11 protein-coding genes, 1 tRNA gene and 1 pseudogene are annotated in these 20,722 nt (G+C 63.2%); 10 read left to right on the forward strand and 3 right to left on the reverse strand.

Annotated features, from left to right (window positions below; translation table 11 throughout):
• Positions 1-84: 84 nt before the first annotated feature.
• Genes rpoZ through ABIC94_RS19655 form a run of 3 tightly spaced genes read right to left on the reverse strand, consistent with a single transcriptional unit; the run spans position 85 to position 1,863 of the window.
• Positions 85-288: a DNA-directed RNA polymerase subunit omega gene (gene rpoZ / locus ABIC94_RS19645; protein WP_021009011.1), complete on the reverse strand. Its 204-nt coding sequence runs from the start codon at positions 286-288 to the stop codon at positions 85-87.
• Positions 289-319: 31 nt separating this feature from the next.
• A complete protein-coding gene (gene gmk, locus ABIC94_RS19650) occupies positions 320-940 on the reverse strand; it encodes a guanylate kinase (RefSeq protein ID WP_309951665.1) in 621 nt (206 codons plus the stop codon).
• An 8-nt stretch (positions 941-948) separates the two neighbouring features.
• Positions 949-1,863, reverse strand: coding sequence for a YicC/YloC family endoribonuclease (locus ABIC94_RS19655; RefSeq protein WP_354374657.1), 915 nt, complete (start codon positions 1,861-1,863; stop codon positions 949-951).
• 91 nt (positions 1,864-1,954) lie between these two features.
• Here ABIC94_RS19655 and ABIC94_RS19660 point away from each other — a divergent pair, with 91 nt between their 5' ends.
• The 10 genes and pseudogenes from ABIC94_RS19660 (at position 1,955) to ABIC94_RS19705 (ending at position 20,719) form a co-directional block, all read left to right on the forward strand.
• Positions 1,955-2,962: a serine/threonine protein kinase gene (locus ABIC94_RS19660; RefSeq protein WP_354374658.1), complete on the forward strand. Its 1,008-nt coding sequence runs from the start codon at positions 1,955-1,957 to the stop codon at positions 2,960-2,962.
• A complete protein-coding gene (locus tag ABIC94_RS19665; RefSeq protein WP_354374659.1) occupies positions 2,959-3,864 on the forward strand; it encodes a PP2C family protein-serine/threonine phosphatase in 906 nt (301 codons plus the stop codon). Before ABIC94_RS19660 ends, ABIC94_RS19665 begins: the two co-directional genes overlap by 4 nt.
• Positions 3,865-3,925: 61 nt before the next feature.
• Positions 3,926-4,657 carry a ribonuclease PH gene (rph, locus tag ABIC94_RS19670; protein ID WP_354374660.1) on the forward strand — a complete coding sequence of 244 codons (732 nt, stop codon included), beginning with the start codon at positions 3,926-3,928 and terminating at the stop codon, positions 4,655-4,657.
• 12 nt (positions 4,658-4,669) lie between these two features.
• A complete protein-coding gene (gene rdgB, locus ABIC94_RS19675; protein WP_354374661.1) occupies positions 4,670-5,269 on the forward strand; it encodes an RdgB/HAM1 family non-canonical purine NTP pyrophosphatase in 600 nt (199 codons plus the stop codon).
• Positions 5,270-5,283: 14 nt separating this feature from the next.
• A complete protein-coding gene (hemW, locus tag ABIC94_RS19680; protein ID WP_354374662.1) occupies positions 5,284-6,543 on the forward strand; it encodes a radical SAM family heme chaperone HemW in 1,260 nt (419 codons plus the stop codon).
• Positions 6,544-6,575: 32 nt separating this feature from the next.
• Positions 6,576-6,663, forward strand: a tRNA-Ser gene (locus ABIC94_RS19685).
• Between the two features lie 303 nt (positions 6,664-6,966).
• Positions 6,967-7,224, forward strand: a pseudogene (locus tag ABIC94_RS19690) (helix-turn-helix domain-containing protein); the annotation flags it as partial.
• A gap of 45 nt (positions 7,225-7,269) precedes the next feature.
• Positions 7,270-9,591, forward strand: coding sequence for an RHS repeat-associated core domain-containing protein (locus tag ABIC94_RS19695; RefSeq protein ID WP_354374663.1), 2,322 nt, complete (start codon positions 7,270-7,272; stop codon positions 9,589-9,591).
• Positions 9,592-9,606: 15 nt separating this feature from the next.
• Positions 9,607-10,284, forward strand: a complete 678-nt coding sequence (locus tag ABIC94_RS19700) for a tetratricopeptide repeat protein (protein WP_354374664.1) — start codon at positions 9,607-9,609, stop codon at positions 10,282-10,284.
• A gap of 625 nt (positions 10,285-10,909) precedes the next feature.
• Entirely contained in the window at positions 10,910-20,719 is a 9,810-nt protein-coding gene (locus tag ABIC94_RS19705) for a two-partner secretion domain-containing protein (RefSeq protein ID WP_354374665.1), read from the forward strand.
• Positions 20,720-20,722 lie beyond the last annotated feature (3 nt).

The raw sequence follows: 20,722 nt of genomic DNA on the forward strand, positions 1-20,722 counted from the left end.
TTTAGCGTGACCGCTGTATGGGCGCGTCCAGACGTAAAAAAAGCACCGTTTTGCGGTGCCTTTTCGTTGCAGAGCTGCGTCAGATCAGCCCGGTACCTTCTTGAGCATTTCGATGCCGATCTTGCCTTCGGCGATCTCGCGCAGGGCGGTCACGGCGGGCTTGTTCTTGCTCTCGATCTTGGGCGCGTGGCCTTGGCTCAGCATGCGCGCACGGTAGGTGGCGGCCAGAACCAGCTGGAAGCGGTTGGGGATCTGAAGCAGACAATCTTCGACGGTGATGCGGGCCATGATGAGAATCTTTCGGTCAGTGAGCAGGAAATCAGGGGATGTTCAGAGCGGCAAATGTGTCGGCACGTGCGCGGCGTTGTGCAGAGTACCGAAGCCGCTGAGCGTGGACGATCGCCTTGAGATCGAAAAGCGCGCGCTCAAATAACTCGTTGATTATAACGAAGTCGAATTCCCCCGCCCGGGCCATCTCTTCGGCGGCATTCTTGAGCCGCAGCTCGATGACGGCCGCGCTGTCCTCGCCGCGCCGTTCCAGCCGGGAGCGCAATTCTTCCCAGCTGGGCGGCAGGATGAAAATCATGACCGCGTTGGCGAAAGTCTTGCGGATCTGGATCGCGCCCTGGAAGTCGATTTCCAGAATGACATCCGCCCCCTGGGCAATCCGTTCCTCGATCGCCTTCTTGGAGGTGCCGTACCGGTGGCCGTGCACATGGGCCCATTCCACGAAGCCGTCCCCGGCAATCATGGCGTCGAACTCGGACGGCGAGGTAAAAAAGTACTCCCGGCCATGCTTTTCCTGCCCGCGGGGCGGGCGGGTGGTGTGGGAAACCGAGGGCTGAACGGCCGTATCCAGCTCCATGAGCGCTTTGACCAGGCTCGATTTGCCAGCACCGCTCGGTGCCGCGACGACAAAGATATTGCCCGGATAGTCCATTCGCTCGCTCATTCGATGTTCTGTACCTGTTCGCGCATCTGCTCGATCAGCACCTTCATGTCCACGCCGATGCGGGTGAGCTCCAGGGCTGCCGACTTGGAGCCCAGTGTATTGGCCTCGCGGTGCAGTTCCTGTATCAGGAAATCCAGGCGCTTGCCGATTTCGCCGCCCTTCTTGAGCAGCCGCTCGATTTCGTCGAGGTGCGAATTGAGGCGCGTGAGCTCTTCCGCCACGTCGATGCGAATCGCAAAAGCCGTTGCTTCGTTCAGCGCCCGGTCTTGTGCCGCTTCGGGCAGGGTGCCGCCGGTCAGGCCCATGGCCTCTTGCCAGCGTTCCAGGAAGCGTGCGCGCTGCTGCTCGACCAGTTGCGGAATCAGCGGGCCGGCCTGTTCGACCAGGGTGCGCAGCTGGGCCAGATGGGCCTCCAGCATCTTGGCGAGCCGTGCGCCCTCGCGCTGCCGGGCCGACATCAGCGCGTCCAGCGCCTTGCCGGTGACCTCGAGCAGGTCGCTGCCCCAGTCGCCGCGGGTGGCGCCGTCGCCGCCGGCCAACCGCAGCACGTCGGCCACGCTCAGTTCGCGGGCGCCGGGCAGCCAGGCCTTGATGCCGTCCTGCACGCCGTTCAGCCGCTGCAGCAGCTTGACCGAGGGCTCGACGATGCCGCCCTGCGCGGTGTTCTCGATGGCGGCGCGCACTTCGACCTTGCCGCGCTTGAGCTTGCCCGTGAGCAGCTCGCGCAGCGCGGTTTCATGCTGGCGCAGCTCCTCCGGCAATTTGAAGGTGAGGTCGAGGAAGCGGCTGTTGACCGAGCGTATCTCGACCCCGAGTCGTCCCGCGGCGGTAGGCCGTGCTTCGGCTTCGGAGTGGCTGCCAACGGGGCCGTTCTGGCCACTGGCATAGCCGGTCATGCTGTAAACTGGCATTGCGCCTCACTGTGGTTTTTGCTGTATGCACCGAGGCGTCGGCACGGCGTTCGCTTGCCGCACCATCGCCTTCGGGCGAAACTCCCGGATTATGTCAAAGGTCAAGCCTTCGCCCCTGCCGCCCGATACGGTCATTGGCGGTTACCGCATCGTTCGCCGGCTTTCTGCAGGCGGTTTTGGCGTTGTCTACCTCGCCATAGACCCCAGCGGACAGCAGGTTGCCATCAAGGAATACCTGCCTTCATCGCTGGCAACGCGCGGGCCGGGCGAACTCACGCCCGAAGTGGCGCCCGAAAAGCTCTCGCTCTACCGGCTCGGTTTGAAGAGCTTTTTCGAGGAAGGGCGCTCCCTGGCCCAGATTTCGCATGTCTCGGTGGTCAGCGTTCTCAACTTCTTCCGGGAAAACGAAACCGTCTACATGGTCATGAACTACCTGGAGGGAGCCACCCTGCAGGATTTCGTGGTGACCGCGCGCGACCTGAAACGGCCGAAAGTGTTCCGGGAATCGACCATCCGGTCGCTTTTCGATGAAATTCTGCGCGGCCTTCGCATCGTGCACCAGTACAAGATGCTGCACCTGGACATCAAGCCCGCCAACATCTTCGTGACCGACGAAGACCGAGCGGTGCTGATCGACTTCGGTGCCGCGCGCGAGGTTCTGAGCAAAGAGGGCAACTTCATCCGCCCGATGTACACCCCCGGCTTTGCCGCCCCCGAGATGTACCGGCGCGACTCGTCGATGGGCCCCTGGACCGATATTTACGCCATTGGCGCCTGCATTTACGCCTGCATGCAGGGCTATCCGCCCAACGACGCCCCGCGCCGCATCGAAAAAGACCGGCTCAGCCTGTCGCTGTCGCGCCTGCGCGGCGTGTACTCAGACAACCTGATCGAAGTGGTCGAGTGGTGCATGTCGCTCGACCCGCTCTCCCGTCCGCAGTCGGTCTTTGCGCTCCAAAAAGAACTGAGCCGCGAAGGCGAGCGGCGCTACACCAAGCTCACCGTCGGCGAAAAGGTGAGGCTTTCTTTCGACAACATCCGCTCCTTCGACAAGAAGGCCCTCCCCAGGGCGGCGGCACCTACCACCCGTCCGGCATGAAATTCTCGGTATTCCAGGTCAGCCGCAAAGGCGGCCGTCTCAAGAACGAAGACCGCATGGGCTATTGCTACACGCGGGAATCCGGCCTTTTCGTGCTGGCCGACGGCATGGGCGGCCACCCCGAAGGCGAGGTTGCGGCCCAGCTGGCCTTGCAGACCATTGCCGCCCTTTACCAGCGCGAAGCCCGCCCCACGGTCAAGGACGCCAAGGCCTTCCTGGCCGAATCGGCCATGGCGGCGCACCAGCAGATCATGCGGTACGCAAGCCACAAGGCCATGCTCGACACGCCGCGCACCACCGTTGTCGCGGCCCTGCTCCAGGGCACCACGGCCACCTGGATGCACTGCGGCGACTCGCGCCTTTACGTGGTGCGCGACGGCCGCCTGCTCACTCGCACGCGCGACCATTCGCATGCCGAGCGCCCGCGTCCGCATGGCGCGGACATGCCCGTCAACCGCAACCTGCTGCTCACCTGCCTGGGTTCGCCGACCACGCCGCTGTTCGATATTTCGGCCCCACTGCAACTGCAGCGCGGCGACCGCATCATGCTGTGCTCCGACGGCGTGTGGGGCGTGCTCGACGACGCCGTCATCGTGCACACCCTGTCTTCCGACAAGCCCGTGTCCGATGCCGCGCCCGACCTGGCCGAAATGGCGCTTCGCAAGGGCGGCGTCCACAGCGACAACGTAACGCTCATCGCGCTCGAATGGGAAACGCCCGATTCAACGGGCGAAGACCGCGGCGTTTCCACCGAAACCATCGACGACGGCGTGTTTGCCTCCACCATCCAGGCGGGCATGCCGTCTGACGGCGAGCTCGACGACATGGACGAAGACGCCATCGAGCGCTCCATTGCCGAAATCAACGAAGCCATTCGCCGTTCTGCTGCCAAGAAAATCTGATATCCGGGCTGCTTCGGCTTGCGGGGCTGCCTCCGCTTTTGTTTCACATACCTCTACAAAAATGACTGCTTTCACACGAAGCGGCGGCCGTGCCGCCGACCAGCTGCGCCCCGTTCGCATGACCCGCGGTTTCACCATTCACGCTGAAGGCTCGGTGCTCATCGAATTCGGCCAGACCCGCGTGCTGTGCACGGCCTCGGTTGAAGAGCGCGTGCCCCCGCACAAGAAGGGCAGCGGCGAAGGCTGGGTAACGGCCGAATACGGCATGCTGCCGCGCGCCACCCACACCCGCAGCAGCCGCGAAGCCGCCAAAGGCAAGCAGACCGGCCGCACGCAAGAAATCCAGCGCCTTATCGGCCGCTCGATGCGCGCCGTGTTCGACCTGGCCGCCCTGGGCGAGCGCACCATTCACCTCGACTGCGACGTGCTGCAGGCCGACGGCGGCACCCGCACCGCCGCCATTACCGGTGCCTTTGTTGCCGCGCAAGACGCCGTCAACAAGCTGCTGGCCGCCGGCACCATTCCCGCAACGCCCATCCGGGGCCACGTGGCCGCCATTTCTGTCGGCATCGTCGGCGGCACGCCGCTGCTCGACCTGGAATACACCGAAGACTCCGCCTGCGACACCGACATGAACGTCGTGATGACCGGCGCCGGCCATTTCGTCGAAGTGCAGGGCACCGCCGAAGGCGCCGCCTTCTCGCGCGACGAAATGAACATCCTGCTCGGCCTGGCCGAAAAGGGCATCGGCGAACTCATCGTGATGCAGCAGCAGGCTTTGCTCTCTCAATAAGCAATGGCGGCGATGCAACTGGTCTTGGCCTCCAACAACGCCGGCAAGCTTGCCGAGCTCCAGCAACTGTTTGCGGAGTTGTCGGTCACGCTCGTGCCCCAATCGGCACTCGGCGTGGGCGAGGCCGAAGAGCCGTTTCGCACCTTTGTAGAAAACGCCTTGGCCAAGGCGCGCCACGCCAGCGCCGCCACGGGCTTGCCCGCCATTGCCGACGACGCAGGGCTTTGCGTCGATGCCTTCGGCGGCCTGCCGGGCGTCGACACAGCCTTCTATGCCACCCAGTTCGGCTATGCCAAGGGCGATGCCAACAACGTCAAGGCCTTGCTCGAGCAGCTCGACGGCGTGGCCAACCGTCGCGCCGCGCTCGTCAGCACCCTGGTTGCGCTGCGCGGGCACGACGACCCCGAGCCGCTGATTGCCGTCGGCCGCGTGGCCGGCGAAATTACCCAGGCGCCCATCGGCGACAACGGCTTCGGGTTCGACCCGGTCATGTACCTGCCCAGCTTCGGCAAAACCTTTGCCCAGCTGCCGCCCGAGGTAAAAAACGCGAACAGCCACAGGGGCCAGGCGGCAAAGGCCATGCTGGCGCTGATGCGCGAACGCTGGTTCTGATGACTGACTGACCCATGGCCACCGTATTTCCCATTCAGCCGGCACAGGCCGCGGGCGCCCCGCAGGCCAACGACGTGCTGCACTGGATGCGGCCCGGCCCCCTGCAACTGGCCGCTCTGCCGCCCCTGTCGCTCTACATTCATTTGCCGTGGTGCCTGCGCAAGTGCCCTTACTGCGACTTCAACTCGCACGAGTGGCGCGCCACCAGTGAGGCCGAGGCTGAAGGTATTCCCGAGGCGGCGTATCTCGATGCGCTCATTGCCGACCTGGATGCTGCGTTGCCCCTCATCTGGGGCCGCACCGTTCACACCATTTTTATCGGCGGCGGAACGCCCAGCCTCTTTTCACCCCAGGCCATAGACCGCCTGCTGGGCGACGTGCGCGCCCGCCTCAAGCTCGCGCCCGAATGCGAAATAACGCTTGAAGCCAACCCCGGCACCTTCGAGCGCAACCGCTTTCGCGCCTATCGCAGCGCCGGCGTCACACGCCTTTCAGTGGGTGTGCAAAGCTTCAACGACGAGCACCTGAAAGCGCTTGGCCGCGTGCACGACCGCGCCCAGGCCATTGCCGCAGTGGAAGAGGCCGCCAGCGCGTTCGACACCTTCAACCTCGACCTGATGTACGCCCTGCCGGGCCAGACCATCGAGGGCCTGGACGCCGACCTGTCGCAAGCGCTGGCGCTCGCGCCGCCGCACATATCGGTGTACCACCTCACCATAGAGCCCAACACCTGGTTCGCCAAGTTTCCGCCCGCCTTGCCTGAAGATGATTTGGCCTACGCCATGCTCGACCGCATTACCGAGCGAACCGCTGCCAGCGGCATGTCGCGCTACGAGGTTTCTGCCTATGCGCGCAGCGGCCACACCTGCGCGCACAACCTCAACTACTGGCAGTTTGGCGACTACCTTGGCATTGGCGCCGGCGCCCACAGCAAGCTGAGCTTTGCGCACCGCATCGTGCGCCAGGTGCGCTACCGCGAGCCGCGCCTGTACATGCAAAACGCCAGTGCCGGCATGGCTGTGTCGCAAAGCGACGAGGTTGCGCTGGCCGACCTGCCGTTCGAGTTCATGCTCAACGCGCTGCGCCTGAAAGAAGGTTTTACGCTGCCCCAGTTCAGCGAGCGCACCGGGCTTGCCATGACCAGCATTCAAAAAGGCCTGGAAGAAGCCGAGCGCAAGGGCCTCATCGCACGCGACCTGCACCGCGTGTGGCCCACCGAACGCGGGCTGGATTTCTTGAGCGACCTGCAGACGCTTTTCCTGCCCGAGGATTGACGGGCCAGCGTCAGCATAAAATCGACGGTTCCGGAGAGTTGGGTGAGTGGTTTAAACCAGCAGTCTTGAAAACTGCCGACGTGAAAGCGTCCGTGAGTTCGAATCTCACACTCTCCGCCAAGAAATCAATAAACAAGCGCCTTTCAGGGCGCTTTTTTATTACTTACACCATCGCTTCTACCAATCGAATGGGTAGTCAGATGAAGCACAAAAGGCGCTCCATAGCGAGTCGACGACAGCAGTACGCTGAATGATCCTTAGGATGGCGTCCACATCTGGGGCCGACACCATCCCGAGCCGATTGGCCAACAGAGGGGTGTTGATTGCCACCGAAAATTGACCCGGCTAACGCACTAATTTCCGTCTAAGACTGACCCACGTAAAACTCTACCCTGCTCATTTTTAAGGCAGGGGATCCTAGGAGTGATAGACGTGGCGACATTGAGTGTCATCAGACGCTGGGCCCTGCGCGAGCAGATGTCCATTCGCGAGATAGCCAGGCGTACAGGCCTGTCTCGCAACACCGTGAAGAAGTACCTGCGAGCGGGCGAAGAAGCGCCGCGCTACGCCAAGCGGGCGAGCCCAAGCAAGCTCGATCCCTATGCCGACAAGCTCGCGACCTGGCTCGCGATCGAGGCCACCAAATCGCGGAAACAGCGGCGCAATCTGCGGCAGATCCACACAGCCTCAATCTAAAAAGGAGAACATCAAGCACTTATCCACATCGTGAAGCCTTCAGGCTCACAAAGCGGGTGGGTCAGTATTCGATGGAAATCTCGGGTCAGAGATCGGTGGAATTCAACAAACGGTCCGTACGAGAGAGTCGCCAGGTTCGATCTCGACGGCCTGCGGCGCGTCAAAACCATCACCAATGAGGCGAACGCTACCGCCACCCTGACCTACAACGCCCTGGACGCCGTCACCGAGGCCAAGGACTTCAAGGGTGTGGCCACCACTTACGCCCGCGACGCCCAAGGGAAAGCGACGGCGGAGAGCAGTGCCGATACGGGAGTCGCCAGCACCCAGTACGACAGCCTCGGCCTGCCCAGCCAGATCACCGACGCCCTGGGCCAGGCCACCACCATCACCCGCGACGCCTTGGGCCGTCCCACCGGCCTGGTCTTCGCCGACGGCAAGACCACGACCCTGCGCTACGACCTCTCGGCCAACAGCAAGGGCTACCTCTCGGAGATCGTCGACCGCAGCGGCACCACCGAGTACACCCGCGACGGCTTTGGCCGGGTGACCTTGAAGAAGCAGACCCTGGCCAACGGCACCGTGCAGCAGGTCAGCTACAGCTACAACCCGAACGGCACATTGGCCGGCATCGGCTATCCCAACAATGGCGGGCTGCTCACCCACAGCTACGACGCCACCGGCCGCCTCACGGGCCTGAGCCTGAACGGCAACCCACTGGTCACCGGCATCGCCTGGAACCCGCTGGGCCAGCCCACGGCGTGGACCTGGGCCTTCGCCAGCCCGAGCCTGACCGCCAACCGCAGCTACGACACCGCAGGCCGGATGACCGTCACCGAGTTCAGCAGCTACGTCTACAACGCCGCCGGACGTATTACCAGCCTGACGCAGAACCTCCACGGCCCCGCCGACACCGACCCCACCCACAACACCATCTCTCTGGCCCTCCAGACTTGGGCCGTCGGCTACAACTCAGTCGGGCGCATCTCCAGCTTCAACGCCACCGGCAGCACCGCCGGATTCGGCTACGACGCCAACGGCAACCGCTCGAGCAGCACGCGGGTGCTTAACGGCCAGAGCACCAGCCGCACTTACACCGTGGGCGCCACGAGCAACCGGCTCACGGGCTTTACCCAGACCATGAGCGGCGCCACCACCAGCGTCACCTACGGCTACAACGCCAATGGCGACCTCGTGAGCGATGGCCTCAGGAGCTACACCTACGACGCCGAAGGCCACCTGGCCGCGGCCACCACCGGCGCCACCGACGTGAGCCCGACCACGCGCTACGCGCACAACGCGCTGGGCCAGCGGATGTTCAAGACCGAGCCGCTGTACCCGCCGAACCAGGGAGACGAGAACGATCCCGGATTCTGGAGCAGCCTGGTGGCGTTCTTCACGAAGCTGTGGAGCCCGACCACCGTCGAGGCTGAGCACCTGGGGTATGCCTATGTCTACGACGAGAACGGCACCCTGATCGCGGAGGTGGGCAGCGGCGGCGCGAACAGCGCCGGGCAAGCCCAGTACATCTATCTGCCGACGACGAATGGGCCGGTGCCGGTTGCGGCCGTGATCGACGGCGCCACCTACGCGGTGCACAGCGATCACTTGAATACGCCCAGGAAGATCAGCAATGCCGATGGCCAGGCGGTCTGGCAGTGGAGCTACAGCGCGTTCGGGGAGGACAAGCCGACGATCGCAAAGAACAGGTTCGCGAACCTGGAGACGACACCGAACCCGGGCACCACGAACATCTCGGAGGTGAAGTTCAACCTGCGGTATCCGGGGCAGTACGCGGATGAGGAGAGTGGCCTCTTCTACAACTACTTCCGGAGCTACGACAGTAGGACGGGGCGGTACAGCCAGCCGGATCCGATTGGGCTGAACGGTGGGTGGAACCGGTTTGGATATGTAGAAGGAAATTCGCTTAGCTTGACGGACCCCTTCGGTTTGAATCCAGCAACAGGATGCGCTCTTGGGGCATGGGCGGGTCCTATCGGGTGTGGGACCGGTGCGGCCATCGGCACTGCAGTTGTTCTTGCGACCATTTTGAACACTTCTGGCAATACGTCGAATCCGGACGCGCCTTCAACGCCTGCGGTGAATGACTCCACCTATGACAATGTAATTCCTTTACCGCCCCAAAGCTGTCCGCCTGACGACGGATGCAAGCGAGAGCAGGACCAACTACTGAGAAACAGACTTCTAATTAGCGGACTGTGGAGTCAAGGGTTACTCGGTAACATGGGTGAATATCGACGACTCGCAACGGGATTCAATCAGAAGGTGGAGGCCCACAATGCACGGTGTCCCGCCCATCCCGTAATTCCAATGCCACTGGGTCCGTCCTAACTCAAGGCTATAGATGTGAAAGATGTGATGTCGCGAAAGCACGCTGCCTCGTATCTACGCGGGCAAGGGTTTTCTCTGCCTGAACAGTCCGCTGACGCGCACGCTTGGTGTCTGCGCCTTGCGCAAGAAGGCGACGTTGTTGCGCAGTGTGTTTTGTCGGTCCTCTTTTCCGTTGGACTCACGGGACAAAGAGACGAAAAGTTGGCATTCGAGTGGTGTGAAATCGCCGCCAACAATGGTTCACAAGACGCGAAATCCGCATTGGCTTCACACCTGATAAGCGGCAGGTATGTGGAGCACCAGCCGCAACGAGGAATAGCGTTGCTTCGCGAACTCGTTGAAGCGGGGCATGTTCCAGCAATGGTTTCTCTCGGGGTACTCATGATGAGTGGGCACTCCGAATTCCTTCCAAAGGATGAGGATGCGGCGTTCGACCTGCTTTTGGTGCCCGCACAGACTGGTGATCCGCTCAGTCAGTGTCTTATCGGCGCTCAGCTCACGCTGAGTGATGATCCAGAGGTTCAACTCTCTGGAGCGAGGTGGATTGCTTCAGCTGCAGAGGGCGGCTTGCCGATGGCTCACAGATATCTAGCGAATTTCTATCGCCACGGGATCTATGGGTATCCCGCAGATCCAGAAAAAGTTGCCGTGCATGATGCGATCGCTCAGCGCCTCGAAGAGGCGTGCCTATAGCCTTCCAACGCGGCTCGCCTTCTGACGCAAGAGGTGAGTCGAGTTAAATGAACTCAGAGGAAACAATGGGACTATTTGATGGGATGCATCGGCGATGCAGCCAAGGTCGAACCAGCGTATCAGATCATCTCACCCAGGTAAGGGGCTCACTCTACACCTCGCTCAAACGGGTATAGGCGACGGATCGACGTTTTCACACAGCCTCGGCCCCGAGGCGACATTCGTCGTGCGTGAAAGCGGTCATCGTCGGATAGTTTGATGGCGGCCCCCGAGGCGAGATGTCCGCCTATCCGAATTCAGACGGGCAGCGGCCAAAGCCACTTGACGCATCACCGCAACCTTTTAACTCAGCCGCAGTGCTTGGCTCGCATCGACAGTTGGCCTGTGCAAACACGAGCCTTCAGCAGGGGGCTTGGAATCGCCATTTCGTCGCATTGGACCCACATGATTCCGACGAAATGTAGCCCGTACTAATTACATTCGGCGCGCAGTTTCGTGAGCAGCTCGGATCTGTGAATTAGTACCGTGCGTCCTCGCGCACCCGTTCCGCATAATCGCTCCCCCGCTTGGTTCGTCTTGTCACAAAAGACGTTGCAAGCAGACAACAATCAGGGAGCGCTAAAACATGAATCGCCATTTGCATCGCATCATCTTCAACGCCGCCAGAGGCATGCGGATGGTGGTGCAAGAAACAGCCAGCAGCACTGGGAAGGGCAAGTCCAAGGCCACGGGCGGGTCCGGTGGCGCGGGTGCGGCGGTGACGGCTGTCGCGCTCTTCGGCGCACTGATCGCGGTTCCTGGAGAGGCTCAGATCGTCGGCGCCCCCAATGTGCCCGGCAACCTGCGGCCCACTGTGATGGTCGCGCCCAACGGCGTGCCGCTGATCAACGTGCAAACCCCGAGCGCCGCGGGTGTCTCTCGCAATGTCTATAACCAATTCAACGTGGCTCCGAATGGGGCCATCTTCAACAACAGCCGTGTCAATGTAGCCACCCAACTCGGCGGAATCGTACAGGGCAATCCTTATCTCGCGACCGGCCCCGCACGCATCATCCTGAACGAGGTCAACGGCGGCAATCCGAGCCAGCTTCGCGGCTACATGGAGGTGGCGGGGCAGCGGGCCGAGGTGATCATCGCCAACCCGGCCGGCATTCATGTCGATGGCGCCGGCTTTATCAACGCATCGCGGACCACACTGACGACCGGCGTGCCGCAGATGAATGCATTCGGCGGCCTGGACAGCTTCCTCGTGAGGGGCGGCACCATCACGATCAACGGCGCGGGCCTCGATGCCAGCAAAACAGACTACGCAGCAATTTTAGCCCGCGCCGTGGAAGCCAACGCCGGCATCTGGGCCAGCGAACTGAAGGTCGTGACAGGTACGAACACCGTCAGCGCCGACCACAGCGAGATCACGCCAACCAGCGGCACCGGGACGGCCCCCACCTTTGCTTTGGACGTGGCCGCGCTCGGCGGTATGTATGCCGGAAAAATTGTCCTGATCGGCACTGAGGCCGGCCTGGGCGTGCGCAACGCCGGCACCATCCAAGCTGCAACCGGCGCGACCGCATTGGCGGGGCCAGGTCAGCTTGTGGTCACGAGCGCCGGACGTCTCGAGAACATCGGAACGATCCAGGGCACGGCCGACGCGAGCTTCGCGGCAACGGGTGTCGCCAACAGCGGCAGCATCAGCAGCGGCGGCAATCTGAAGGTCGTTTCGCAAGACACGCTGGCCAATTCTCTTAACGGTAAAGGCGGCACGCTCGAAGGCGCGCGCATCGAGTTGAGCAGCACAACGGGCGACCTCGACAACCGCGGCGGCACCATCCGCCAGACCAGCAGCACCGGCCTCGCGCTGAGCGCGCCGGCCTTGAGCAACACCACCGGTGGTGTCATCGGGCTGGAGCCTGTGGCGCCTGCGCCGTCTACGCCCGACACCGGAACGGGCGGCGGCACCGGAACAGGGAGGGGAGGCACCACCAGTCCGACCGCGCCCACGGCGGGCACCGGCGCGGAGAACGGCTCCGGCGGCACCATCACGCCCGCCCCATACGTGCCACCGTCGCCGGGTGCGATCACCGCCACCGGCACGATCCGCAACGACGGCGGCAAGATCTACGCCGGCGGGCCCATCAGCCTGCAAAGCGCGAACATCAACAACAACGGCGGCATGCTGAGCGTCGCCAGCATGGCCGTGAGCCAGCCGACCTTCGACAACCACGGCGGCACGCTGAATGTCAGCAACGGCTTCAGCGCCAATGTCGAGCGGTTCGACAACACCGGCGGCACGCTGAATGCGGGCAGCCTGAACATCACCACGACCGGCGACCTGGTCAATGTCGACGGCAAGCTGACCAGTGCGACCGACGCCACGCTGGCGGTGGGCGGACAGGCCGACAACACGCGCGGGACGATCTCCGCGAATGGCGCCCTGACGGCCAGCATCACGGGCGCCACGAACAACACCGGCGGCACGCTCGCCTCGAACCAGCGCCTGATGCTCAGCGCCAGCTCGCTGGACAACACCAAGGGCAGTGTTCAGTCGGCACAGGCGGACGTGCAGGTGGCAGTGACCAATCAACTGGTCAACGGCAGTGGCGGCTCCATCAACGCGGTCACCGACCTGGCCCTGAATGCAGGCGCGCTCACGAACGGCAGCACGTTGCGCGGTGCGAACAATGTCAGTGTCGCGGTCGGCGGTGCGCTCTCAAACGACGGCAGCATCACGGCAGGCCGCAACACCACGATCACGGCTGCAAGCGTGCAGAGCGGCAGCAACGGGGTACTCGGCGCCGGCGTCCAAAGCGACGGTGCGCTCGGCAGCGCGGGTGATTTGCATGTGACCAGCACCGGCGTTTTGACGGCGCACGGAACCAACATCGCCGCTGGCAGTGCGACGCTCCAAGGCACAAGCATCGACCTCTCGGGCAGCCAGACCAGCGCGGCCGACGTCGCGGTCACGGCCACGCAGGGCCATGTGGTCACCGGCAACCAGGCCAAGATCGTGACGCCGGGCACCTTGCGCATCACCGCCAACGCGCAGCCCGGCCAGACGCTGGTCAACGATGCGGGCACGCTCAATGCCGGCCAGCTGGACCTGAACGTCTCGAACATTGCCAACACGAACGGCGGCGAGATCGTGCAGACCGGCACCGGCGCAACGATCATCGCCACCACCGGCACGCTGAACAACGACGGCGGCCGCATCGCCACCAATGGCCAGGACCTGACTCTGCAGGCCGCGTCCATTACCAGCAACGCCGGCAAGATCGAACATGCCGGCACCGGCACGCTGAACATCACTGGCGGCAGCTTCAACGGCACCGACGGTCAGATCACCACCAACGGTGCGCTGGTGGTTGCCTTGTCGGGCGCCTTCAACCAGGACGGCCAGAAGGCCAAGACCAGTGCCGAGCACATCACAGTCGACGCCGGTTCCCTGAGCAATCGCGGTGGCCAGATCATCCAGACCGGCGCCAATGCCACGCGCATCACGGTGGTCGGCGCGGTCGACAACACCTCTGGAACCATCGCGAGCAACGGCAACACGAACATTGCGGCCGGCAGCCTGGCCAATCAGGGCGGCACCATTCGGGCTGCCGAGACCTCCGACCTCGGCTTGACCGTGGGCGGCTTGCTCGACAACAGCAACAAGGGCGTGATCGGCGCAGGCGGTAGCACCATCCTCGTGGCCGACAGCCTGAACAATAACGCCGGCAGCGTGACCGCGGTCGGCGACCTGACCGCCACCATCGGCGGGGCGGCGACCAATGTGGGCGGCACCCTGGCTGCGAACGGCAACACGACGCTGACGGCCGCCAGTCTGGACAACAGCGGTGGCACGACGGCGGCTGTCAATGGCAAACTGAGCGTCACGACCACCGGCGTGACGACAAACAACGGCGGCATTCTGCAGGCCGGCGCCACGACCACGCTGCAGAACAGCGGCCTGAACAATGCCGGCGGCAAGGTCTTCGGCAACAGCCTGTCCGTGAACACGCGCGGCAATGCGTTGGACAACAGCGCGAAGGGCACGTTGGCAGCGACCACCACCGTGGATGTGAACTCAGGTGCGCTGAACAACGATGCGGGCCTGATCCAGTCCGGTGGCGCCATGACCATCGATACGGATGGCAAGAAGCTGACCAATACCGATGCCAACGACTACCGCACCACGCCAGAAGACGCGGCAGGTGGCATCACGAGCGCGGACACGCTGACGCTGAAGAACGTGGGCGATGTGGACAACGCGGCCGGCTTCATCGGCGCGAAGAATGCGCTGGTGGCCAATACGCAGGCCTTCTCCAACACGGGCAAAGGCCAGGTGATCGGGCAGTCCACGGTCACGCTCGACACCCATGGCGCCAAATACGACAACGCCGGCGGCCAGACCCAGGCAGTGGGCAACCTCAGCATCAACGCGGGCGAGATCGACAACACCGGCGGTCTCATTCGCTCGATCGAAACCACGGCACTGAATGCCGCGACCATCCTCAATGCCAGCACGCTGGGCGCTGACAAGGGCATCGAAGGCCGGAACGTCGCCTTGAGCACCGGTGGCCTGGACAACACCTCGGGAGCCATCCGGGCCGCCGTCAATGCCACCATCACCAGTGGCGGCACGCTGACCAACAAGAATGGCTTGATCTCTGCTGGCCACACGCTGCGTATCGTCGACCCGAACCACGCGAACCCCGCAGCCAAGACATTGAACGTCGTCAACACGGGCGGCACGCTCGTCGCTGGCACGGCCGCGGTGCTCGGGCCGGACGGCAAGGTCCAGACCGCAGCTTTCGGCAAGCTCGAGATCGACGCCAAGGGCTTCAGCGGCGACGGCACGACCGTCGGCGTCAACGACCTGAGCATTGCACTCGCGCAAGACGTGACGAACAACGTCGAAGTGAAGGCGGGCGGCAACCTGACCTACGCGACCACCGGGAAGTTGACCAACAACGGCAAGCTGCTTGCGGGCGGCACGGTCACGGCCAGCGGCGCCAATGTCGACAACAAGGCCAACGCGGAGATCTCGGGGACGAACACCATCGTCAACGCCAGCGGCGTGCTGACCAACCGCGGCCTGATCGACAGTCAAGGACAAACACAGATCAATGCGGGTGCTACTGTCGTGGCTGGCATCACGACCGGAACCGGCACTGTCCAAAATCTCGGAACCGGCCGCATCTATGGTGATGCGGTGTCGATAGCTGCAGGGACGCTGGACAACGACACCGAGACTGTCGATGGTGTCACCAAGGCGGGCACCATTGCCGCACGCGACACCTTGGACATCGGCGCCGGCACCATCAATAACCGCGAGCACGCATTGCTCTTCAGCGCCGGCGACATGCTCATCGGTGGGGCGCTGGATGCCGACCGATTTGTCACTGGCAAAGGCGGCACGCTCAACAACGAGAGCGCCAGCATCGAATCACTGGGTGCTATGTCCATCGCCATGGGCAACATCAACAACGTCGACACGCACCTGAAGGTTGCGACCAACAGCAGCACGGTGCTGACTCCCAGCATCATCACGATGGATGGAAAATCGTGGGCTCCTTACGACGCCCAGGGCAATCTCATCACGTGGGGCGATCCCAGTACACGGTTGGTCTACCACAAGGCCGCTGACGGCACCGTCAGCGTCATAGGCAAAGGTTGGACCAATGCTGTCACCACTGTCACAGTCACCGAAGACTCGGTAGTTCCCGGGACGGACGATCCGTCGCGCATCGTCTCTGGCGGCGACATGACCCTGGACGGGCATCTCTACAACCGCGACAGCCAGGTCATGGCGGGCGGCGAGTTGAACGCGCCAGACGTCGACAACCAAGCCACGCCAGGCAAGCGCGACACCACCGTGAGCGCCATATGGATCGGTTACAACCCCAATCGCCCTGGAGAGGCGCCGGAGGCCCCGCTCTATTTCCCGCCGACAACGACGACCGAGACCTACAAGCTCACGGATTACGAACCTCAAGAGCATCTGAATGCCACCAAGGGCTACAACGCTGGCGTTGCCGGGCGTACCACCGTCGGCAATGCAGCGGGCGGCACAGGCAATGTTGCTGGAGGCGGGCGCCAGGAAGCCATTGTCGAGGTTCCCTCCAATGTGGGAGGCGTCGTCAAGACCAGCGGGTCGAGCGCGGGTGCGGCGGCTGGTGCCGACGGGGCTGGCAGCGCCGGAAGTCAGACCGTACCCATGGTCGTTCGCACCAGCGTACCGAACACGAGCATTCCCAATGCCAGCCTGTTCAACATTCATGCCGGCCCTGGCCGCTACCTGATCGAGACCGATCCACGGTTCGCGAATTATCGCCAGTGGCTCAGCAGCGACTGCCTGCTGAACAGCCTCGGCCAGGACCCGAACAACATCCTCAAGCGCCTGGGCGACGGTTTCTACGAGCAGAAGCTCATCCGCGAACAGGTGGCAAAGCTCACGGGCTACCGCTACCTCGACGGGTTCAACAACGACGAAGACCAGTACACCGCGCTGATGAACGCCGGCGCCACCTTCGCGAAGGAATACGGCCTGCGCCCCGGCATCGCCCTGACGCCGGCGCAGATGGCGCAACTCACCAGCGACATCGTGTGGCTGGTGGAGCAGACGGTGACGATGCCCGACGGCTCGACGCAGCGCGTGCTGGTGCCGCAGGTCTACGTTCGTGTACGCCCCGGAGACATCAACGGCAACGGCGCCGTGCTCAGTGCCGACACGCTCAACATCAAGGGCAGCGGCGATCTCGTCAATACCGGCACCATCGCAGGACGCAACCTGGTCAAGATCGATGCCGACAACATCAACAACCTGGGTGGCCGCATCAGCGGCGGCAGCGTCGCACTGAATGCCAGGACCGATCTGAACAACATCGGCGGGACCATCGACGCGCGCGACAGCCTGAAGATCGATGCCGGGCGCGACATCAACATTCGCACCACCACGCAGACCAACGGATTCAACACGAACGTAGATCGCGTCGCGGGTCTCTATGTGACGAACCCCGGAGGCACGCTGGTGGCCAGCGCCGGGCGCGATGTCAACTTGATCGGCGGGATCATCTCCAACCAAGGCGCGGGCGGCTACACCTCCATCTCGGCCAAGAACGACATCAACCTCGGAACCGTCACCGAGCGGCGGGGATCCATCGGCATCAGCACGACCACGTCCCTGGCGACGGCAAGCTCCTGGGAGCTGGGCAGCACGATTGTCACCAACGGCACCACGCTGCTGTCGGCGGGGCGCGACGTCAATGCGCGCCAAGCCACCGTGGATGCGGGCGAGGGCCTGCTCAGCGTGCGAGCCAACCGCGACATCAACATCGCGTCGGGACAGGCCACCGTGGCCGGCAACTACTCTGCGCAATGGACCGACAAGGGCACCTTCAGCCGCACCGACAACAAGTTCTCGGGAAGCTTCGACAGCAGCACGAGCGTGGGCAGCAGCTTCTCCGGAGGAACCGTGCTCATGGGCGCCGCGAGAGACATCCTCATCGAGGGCTCGAGCGTCAGCGGCACCCAGGGGGTTGCGATCAGCGCAGGCAGAGACCTGATCGTGGTCGAGGGGCGCAACACCTCGAACGCCAGCGCCGAGTTCGACAAAGAAAAGCGGGGCATTGGCGGCATCGGAGTGGCATTCGGCACGGCGCTGTTCGGCACCCCACCCATGCCCATACTGCCCTACGGCAAGAGCAGCACCATCGGCGCCGAGATCCACTCGGACACGGCCTCGGCCAGCAAGATCAGCAGCAGCCAGGGCGGCGTGTTGCTGCAGGGAGGCAACAGCGTCTTCCTCCAGGGCGTGCAAGTCGACGCGGCCAAGGACATCAAGATCAAGGGCGGCAATGTCGTCATCCAGGCCGCGACCAACAGCAGTTCGGTCACGGGATCGACCGGTTTCCGCACCAAGGGCATCGAGCCGGGCCAGATCCTATGGCACGACCCGAGCACGGGCATCAACGCGCGCAAGACCACCGAGACCAAGGTCGAAGACAGCACGCTGACGCGCACCACCCTCAACGGGGCGAATGTGTCGATCGAAGCCGTCGAGACGCTGGCGATGGCCGCCACCACGGTCAACACTCCCGGCACCCTGACCCTGAGCGCCGACAACCTCATCCTCGGCACCCAGACCACCGAGCACAGCGAGCAGACCACCAGCCAGGGCCGCGACCTCGCCTATCAAAAGTTCAAGGACCAGGGGCAGAGCGACCAGACCACGAACTACAACCAGTTCAATGTGGGCAATCTCGCGGTGAATGCGAACCGGGTGCAGGCTGGGTTGGGGGCGCTCGACAGCGTCGAGGCGCTCGCCAAGCAGCCGGGCATGGGCTGGGTGGAGCAGATCACCAACGATCCGAAGCTCAGCGGCAAGATCGACTGGCAGCGGGTCGAAGAGGCGCACAAGAAGTGGGACCACGACCAGCAGGGCTTGACGCCGGAGGGGGCGGCCATCGTGACGATCGTGGTGGCGTACTTCACGGCAGGGGCGGCTTCCGAGATCGGTGCTGTTGCCGGTGAGGCGGCAGGCACGGCGGTGACCGGCGGCGTCACCGCCCTGGGCGAGGGCGGTTTTATAGCGGCCGGAGGGATGACCGTTTCCGGCGTGGTGGGCGGGGCTGTCACAGCGGGCCTCACTGCGCTTGCAAGTCAAGCAGCCGTTGCCCTGATCAACAACCAGGGCGACATCGGGGGCGCGTTGCATGACCTGGGCAGCAGCGCGAGCGTCAAGAACCTGCTGACGGCGGTCATCACCGGTGGCGTGCTCGGCGGGATGAACCTGAACCCAACCGGGTTGCCGACGGCCGGGGGAGGTAGCGAGCGGTTCTTGAACCAGTTGGGGCAGAACTTGCAGGCAGGCGCGGCCCGTGCGTTGATCGATACCGCGATCAACGGCGGCAGTTTTGAAGAAAACCTGAAGAACGGGCTGAAGAATGCCATTCTGGACACCATCGCGGCGCAGGGCGCCAATGCGATTGGGGACAACTTCGAGGGCTTGAGCAACAAGGTCGCGCATGCGATTGCCGGGTGCATGGTTGGTGCCGCACGAGCGGACAGCGCGAGTGGGTGCGGTGCTGGGGCGCTGGGTGCCGCCATCGGCGAGATTGCGGCGGAAGCCTATGGACGGCAAGCTGACACCGTGCAGTTCGCCGCCATGATGAGTGCGCTTGCCGTGGCAATCACTGGAGGAGATGCGGCGCAAATCAATCTTGGAAGCCAAGCGGGCAGCAATGCGGCTGCGAACAATTATCTGAATCACGCCGAGGCCCAGGAGCGTGATCGCCTCAAGGAAGAAAAAACCGCGTGCCAGACGCAGGCGTGCAGAGACGAAAAGCAGTCTCAGATCGACACGCTCAACACCGTCGATCGTTGGCGTGACCGGCAGCTGAAGAACGCCTGCACAAATCCGGCAGCCCAAGCTCAGTGCGGCGTTCTGTATGCGGACCTGCAAGCGGCCGGGGCGACCTACAAGGACATCTGGCCCCTGGCGACCTCTGTAAGAGCGGAGGGAGAGAGCATCCGTGCCGACTTGCGCGAGTACGCGTTCGCGCAAGCCTATCCCAAGACCTACGGCGCACTGACTGCGGGCGTCAACACCGTTGAAGGGCTCATGGGGGCGCCCATCATGTTGTCCGGTCTGGCGGCCAGCGCCGCATTGGGAGACGAAGCGGCGCAGGACGCATTGAAGAATCTGGTTGTTCAGACCGCCGTCACGATCACCGATCTGCCGGCCGCGGTGCAGACCAAGCTCAACGAAGCGGATGCCGCCGAGGCGCGAGGCAACACCACGCGGGCGACAGAGATTCGAACCCAGCTGCTGCTGGACGGAGCGTTGGGCGCGATCGGTACAACCACGCTGCTGAAGGCCATGGGCTGGACGGGGTTGGTGCAGCGGCCGATGCTGCAGCCCGTCGCAGCTGTGGCGGATTTCGATGGAAATCTGATTCCTACGTACGCTGCCGATACGAAGTACGCGTACGTCAGAGATTCGAACTTCAGAGAAACCGGCAAAAATCTTGAGGCGTCCGCCCTTCAACTGGCAAAAGAAGAAAACGGCCAAAATTTTGTCGCCTCATTTGAAACGAAGGTCGGAAAGTCGGACAACGGCTTCGATCTGGGCTACGCCAAAATGGTGGATGGCAAGCCTCAACTCGTCATTGGCGAAGCCAAGGCCGGTGACTCGGCGCTGAGCGCGCTGGGCGAAAATCGACAACGCACGCTGGACACGAATCTGGCAAAGCTTGAGGACAGCATCAAAAATTCGAATCTTCCGAAATCAACCAAAGATGAACTAATTCAACAGATTGACAAAAAGACCTATCAAGTTGAACTGTACGTCGGCCCAACGAATGCGACTAAGGCAGCAGCCAGGTTCGATGGCACTTTGGTTGGCCGGATAGGCAGCCGCCCAACGCGCGTCATCAAATTTCAACAGCAATAGCGA

Origin of the sequence: Variovorax paradoxus (assembly GCF_040544635.1) — a bacterium.
Classification (GTDB): domain Bacteria; phylum Pseudomonadota; class Gammaproteobacteria; order Burkholderiales; family Burkholderiaceae_C; genus Variovorax; species Variovorax paradoxus_R.

What these genes read in the sequence shown, in the direction of transcription:
- ABIC94_RS19655 (WP_354374657.1), bottom strand. Translation starts at nt 1,863, where the DNA reads ATGCCAGTTTACAGCATGACCGGCTATGCCAGTGGCCAGAACGGCCCC.
- ABIC94_RS19665 (WP_354374659.1), top strand. Translation starts at nt 2,959, where the DNA reads ATGAAATTCTCGGTATTCCAGGTCAGCCGCAAAGGCGGCCGTCTCAAG.
- hemW (WP_354374662.1), top strand. Translation starts at nt 5,284, where the DNA reads ATGGCCACCGTATTTCCCATTCAGCCGGCACAGGCCGCGGGCGCCCCG.
- ABIC94_RS19705 (WP_354374665.1), top strand. Translation starts at nt 10,910, where the DNA reads ATGAATCGCCATTTGCATCGCATCATCTTCAACGCCGCCAGAGGCATG.
- rpoZ (WP_021009011.1), bottom strand. Translation starts at nt 288, where the DNA reads ATGGCCCGCATCACCGTCGAAGATTGTCTGCTTCAGATCCCCAACCGC.
- gmk (WP_309951665.1), bottom strand. Translation starts at nt 940, where the DNA reads ATGGACTATCCGGGCAATATCTTTGTCGTCGCGGCACCGAGCGGTGCT.
- ABIC94_RS19660 (WP_354374658.1), top strand. Translation starts at nt 1,955, where the DNA reads ATGTCAAAGGTCAAGCCTTCGCCCCTGCCGCCCGATACGGTCATTGGC.
- rph (WP_354374660.1), top strand. Translation starts at nt 3,926, where the DNA reads ATGACTGCTTTCACACGAAGCGGCGGCCGTGCCGCCGACCAGCTGCGC.
- rdgB (WP_354374661.1), top strand. Translation starts at nt 4,670, where the DNA reads ATGCAACTGGTCTTGGCCTCCAACAACGCCGGCAAGCTTGCCGAGCTC.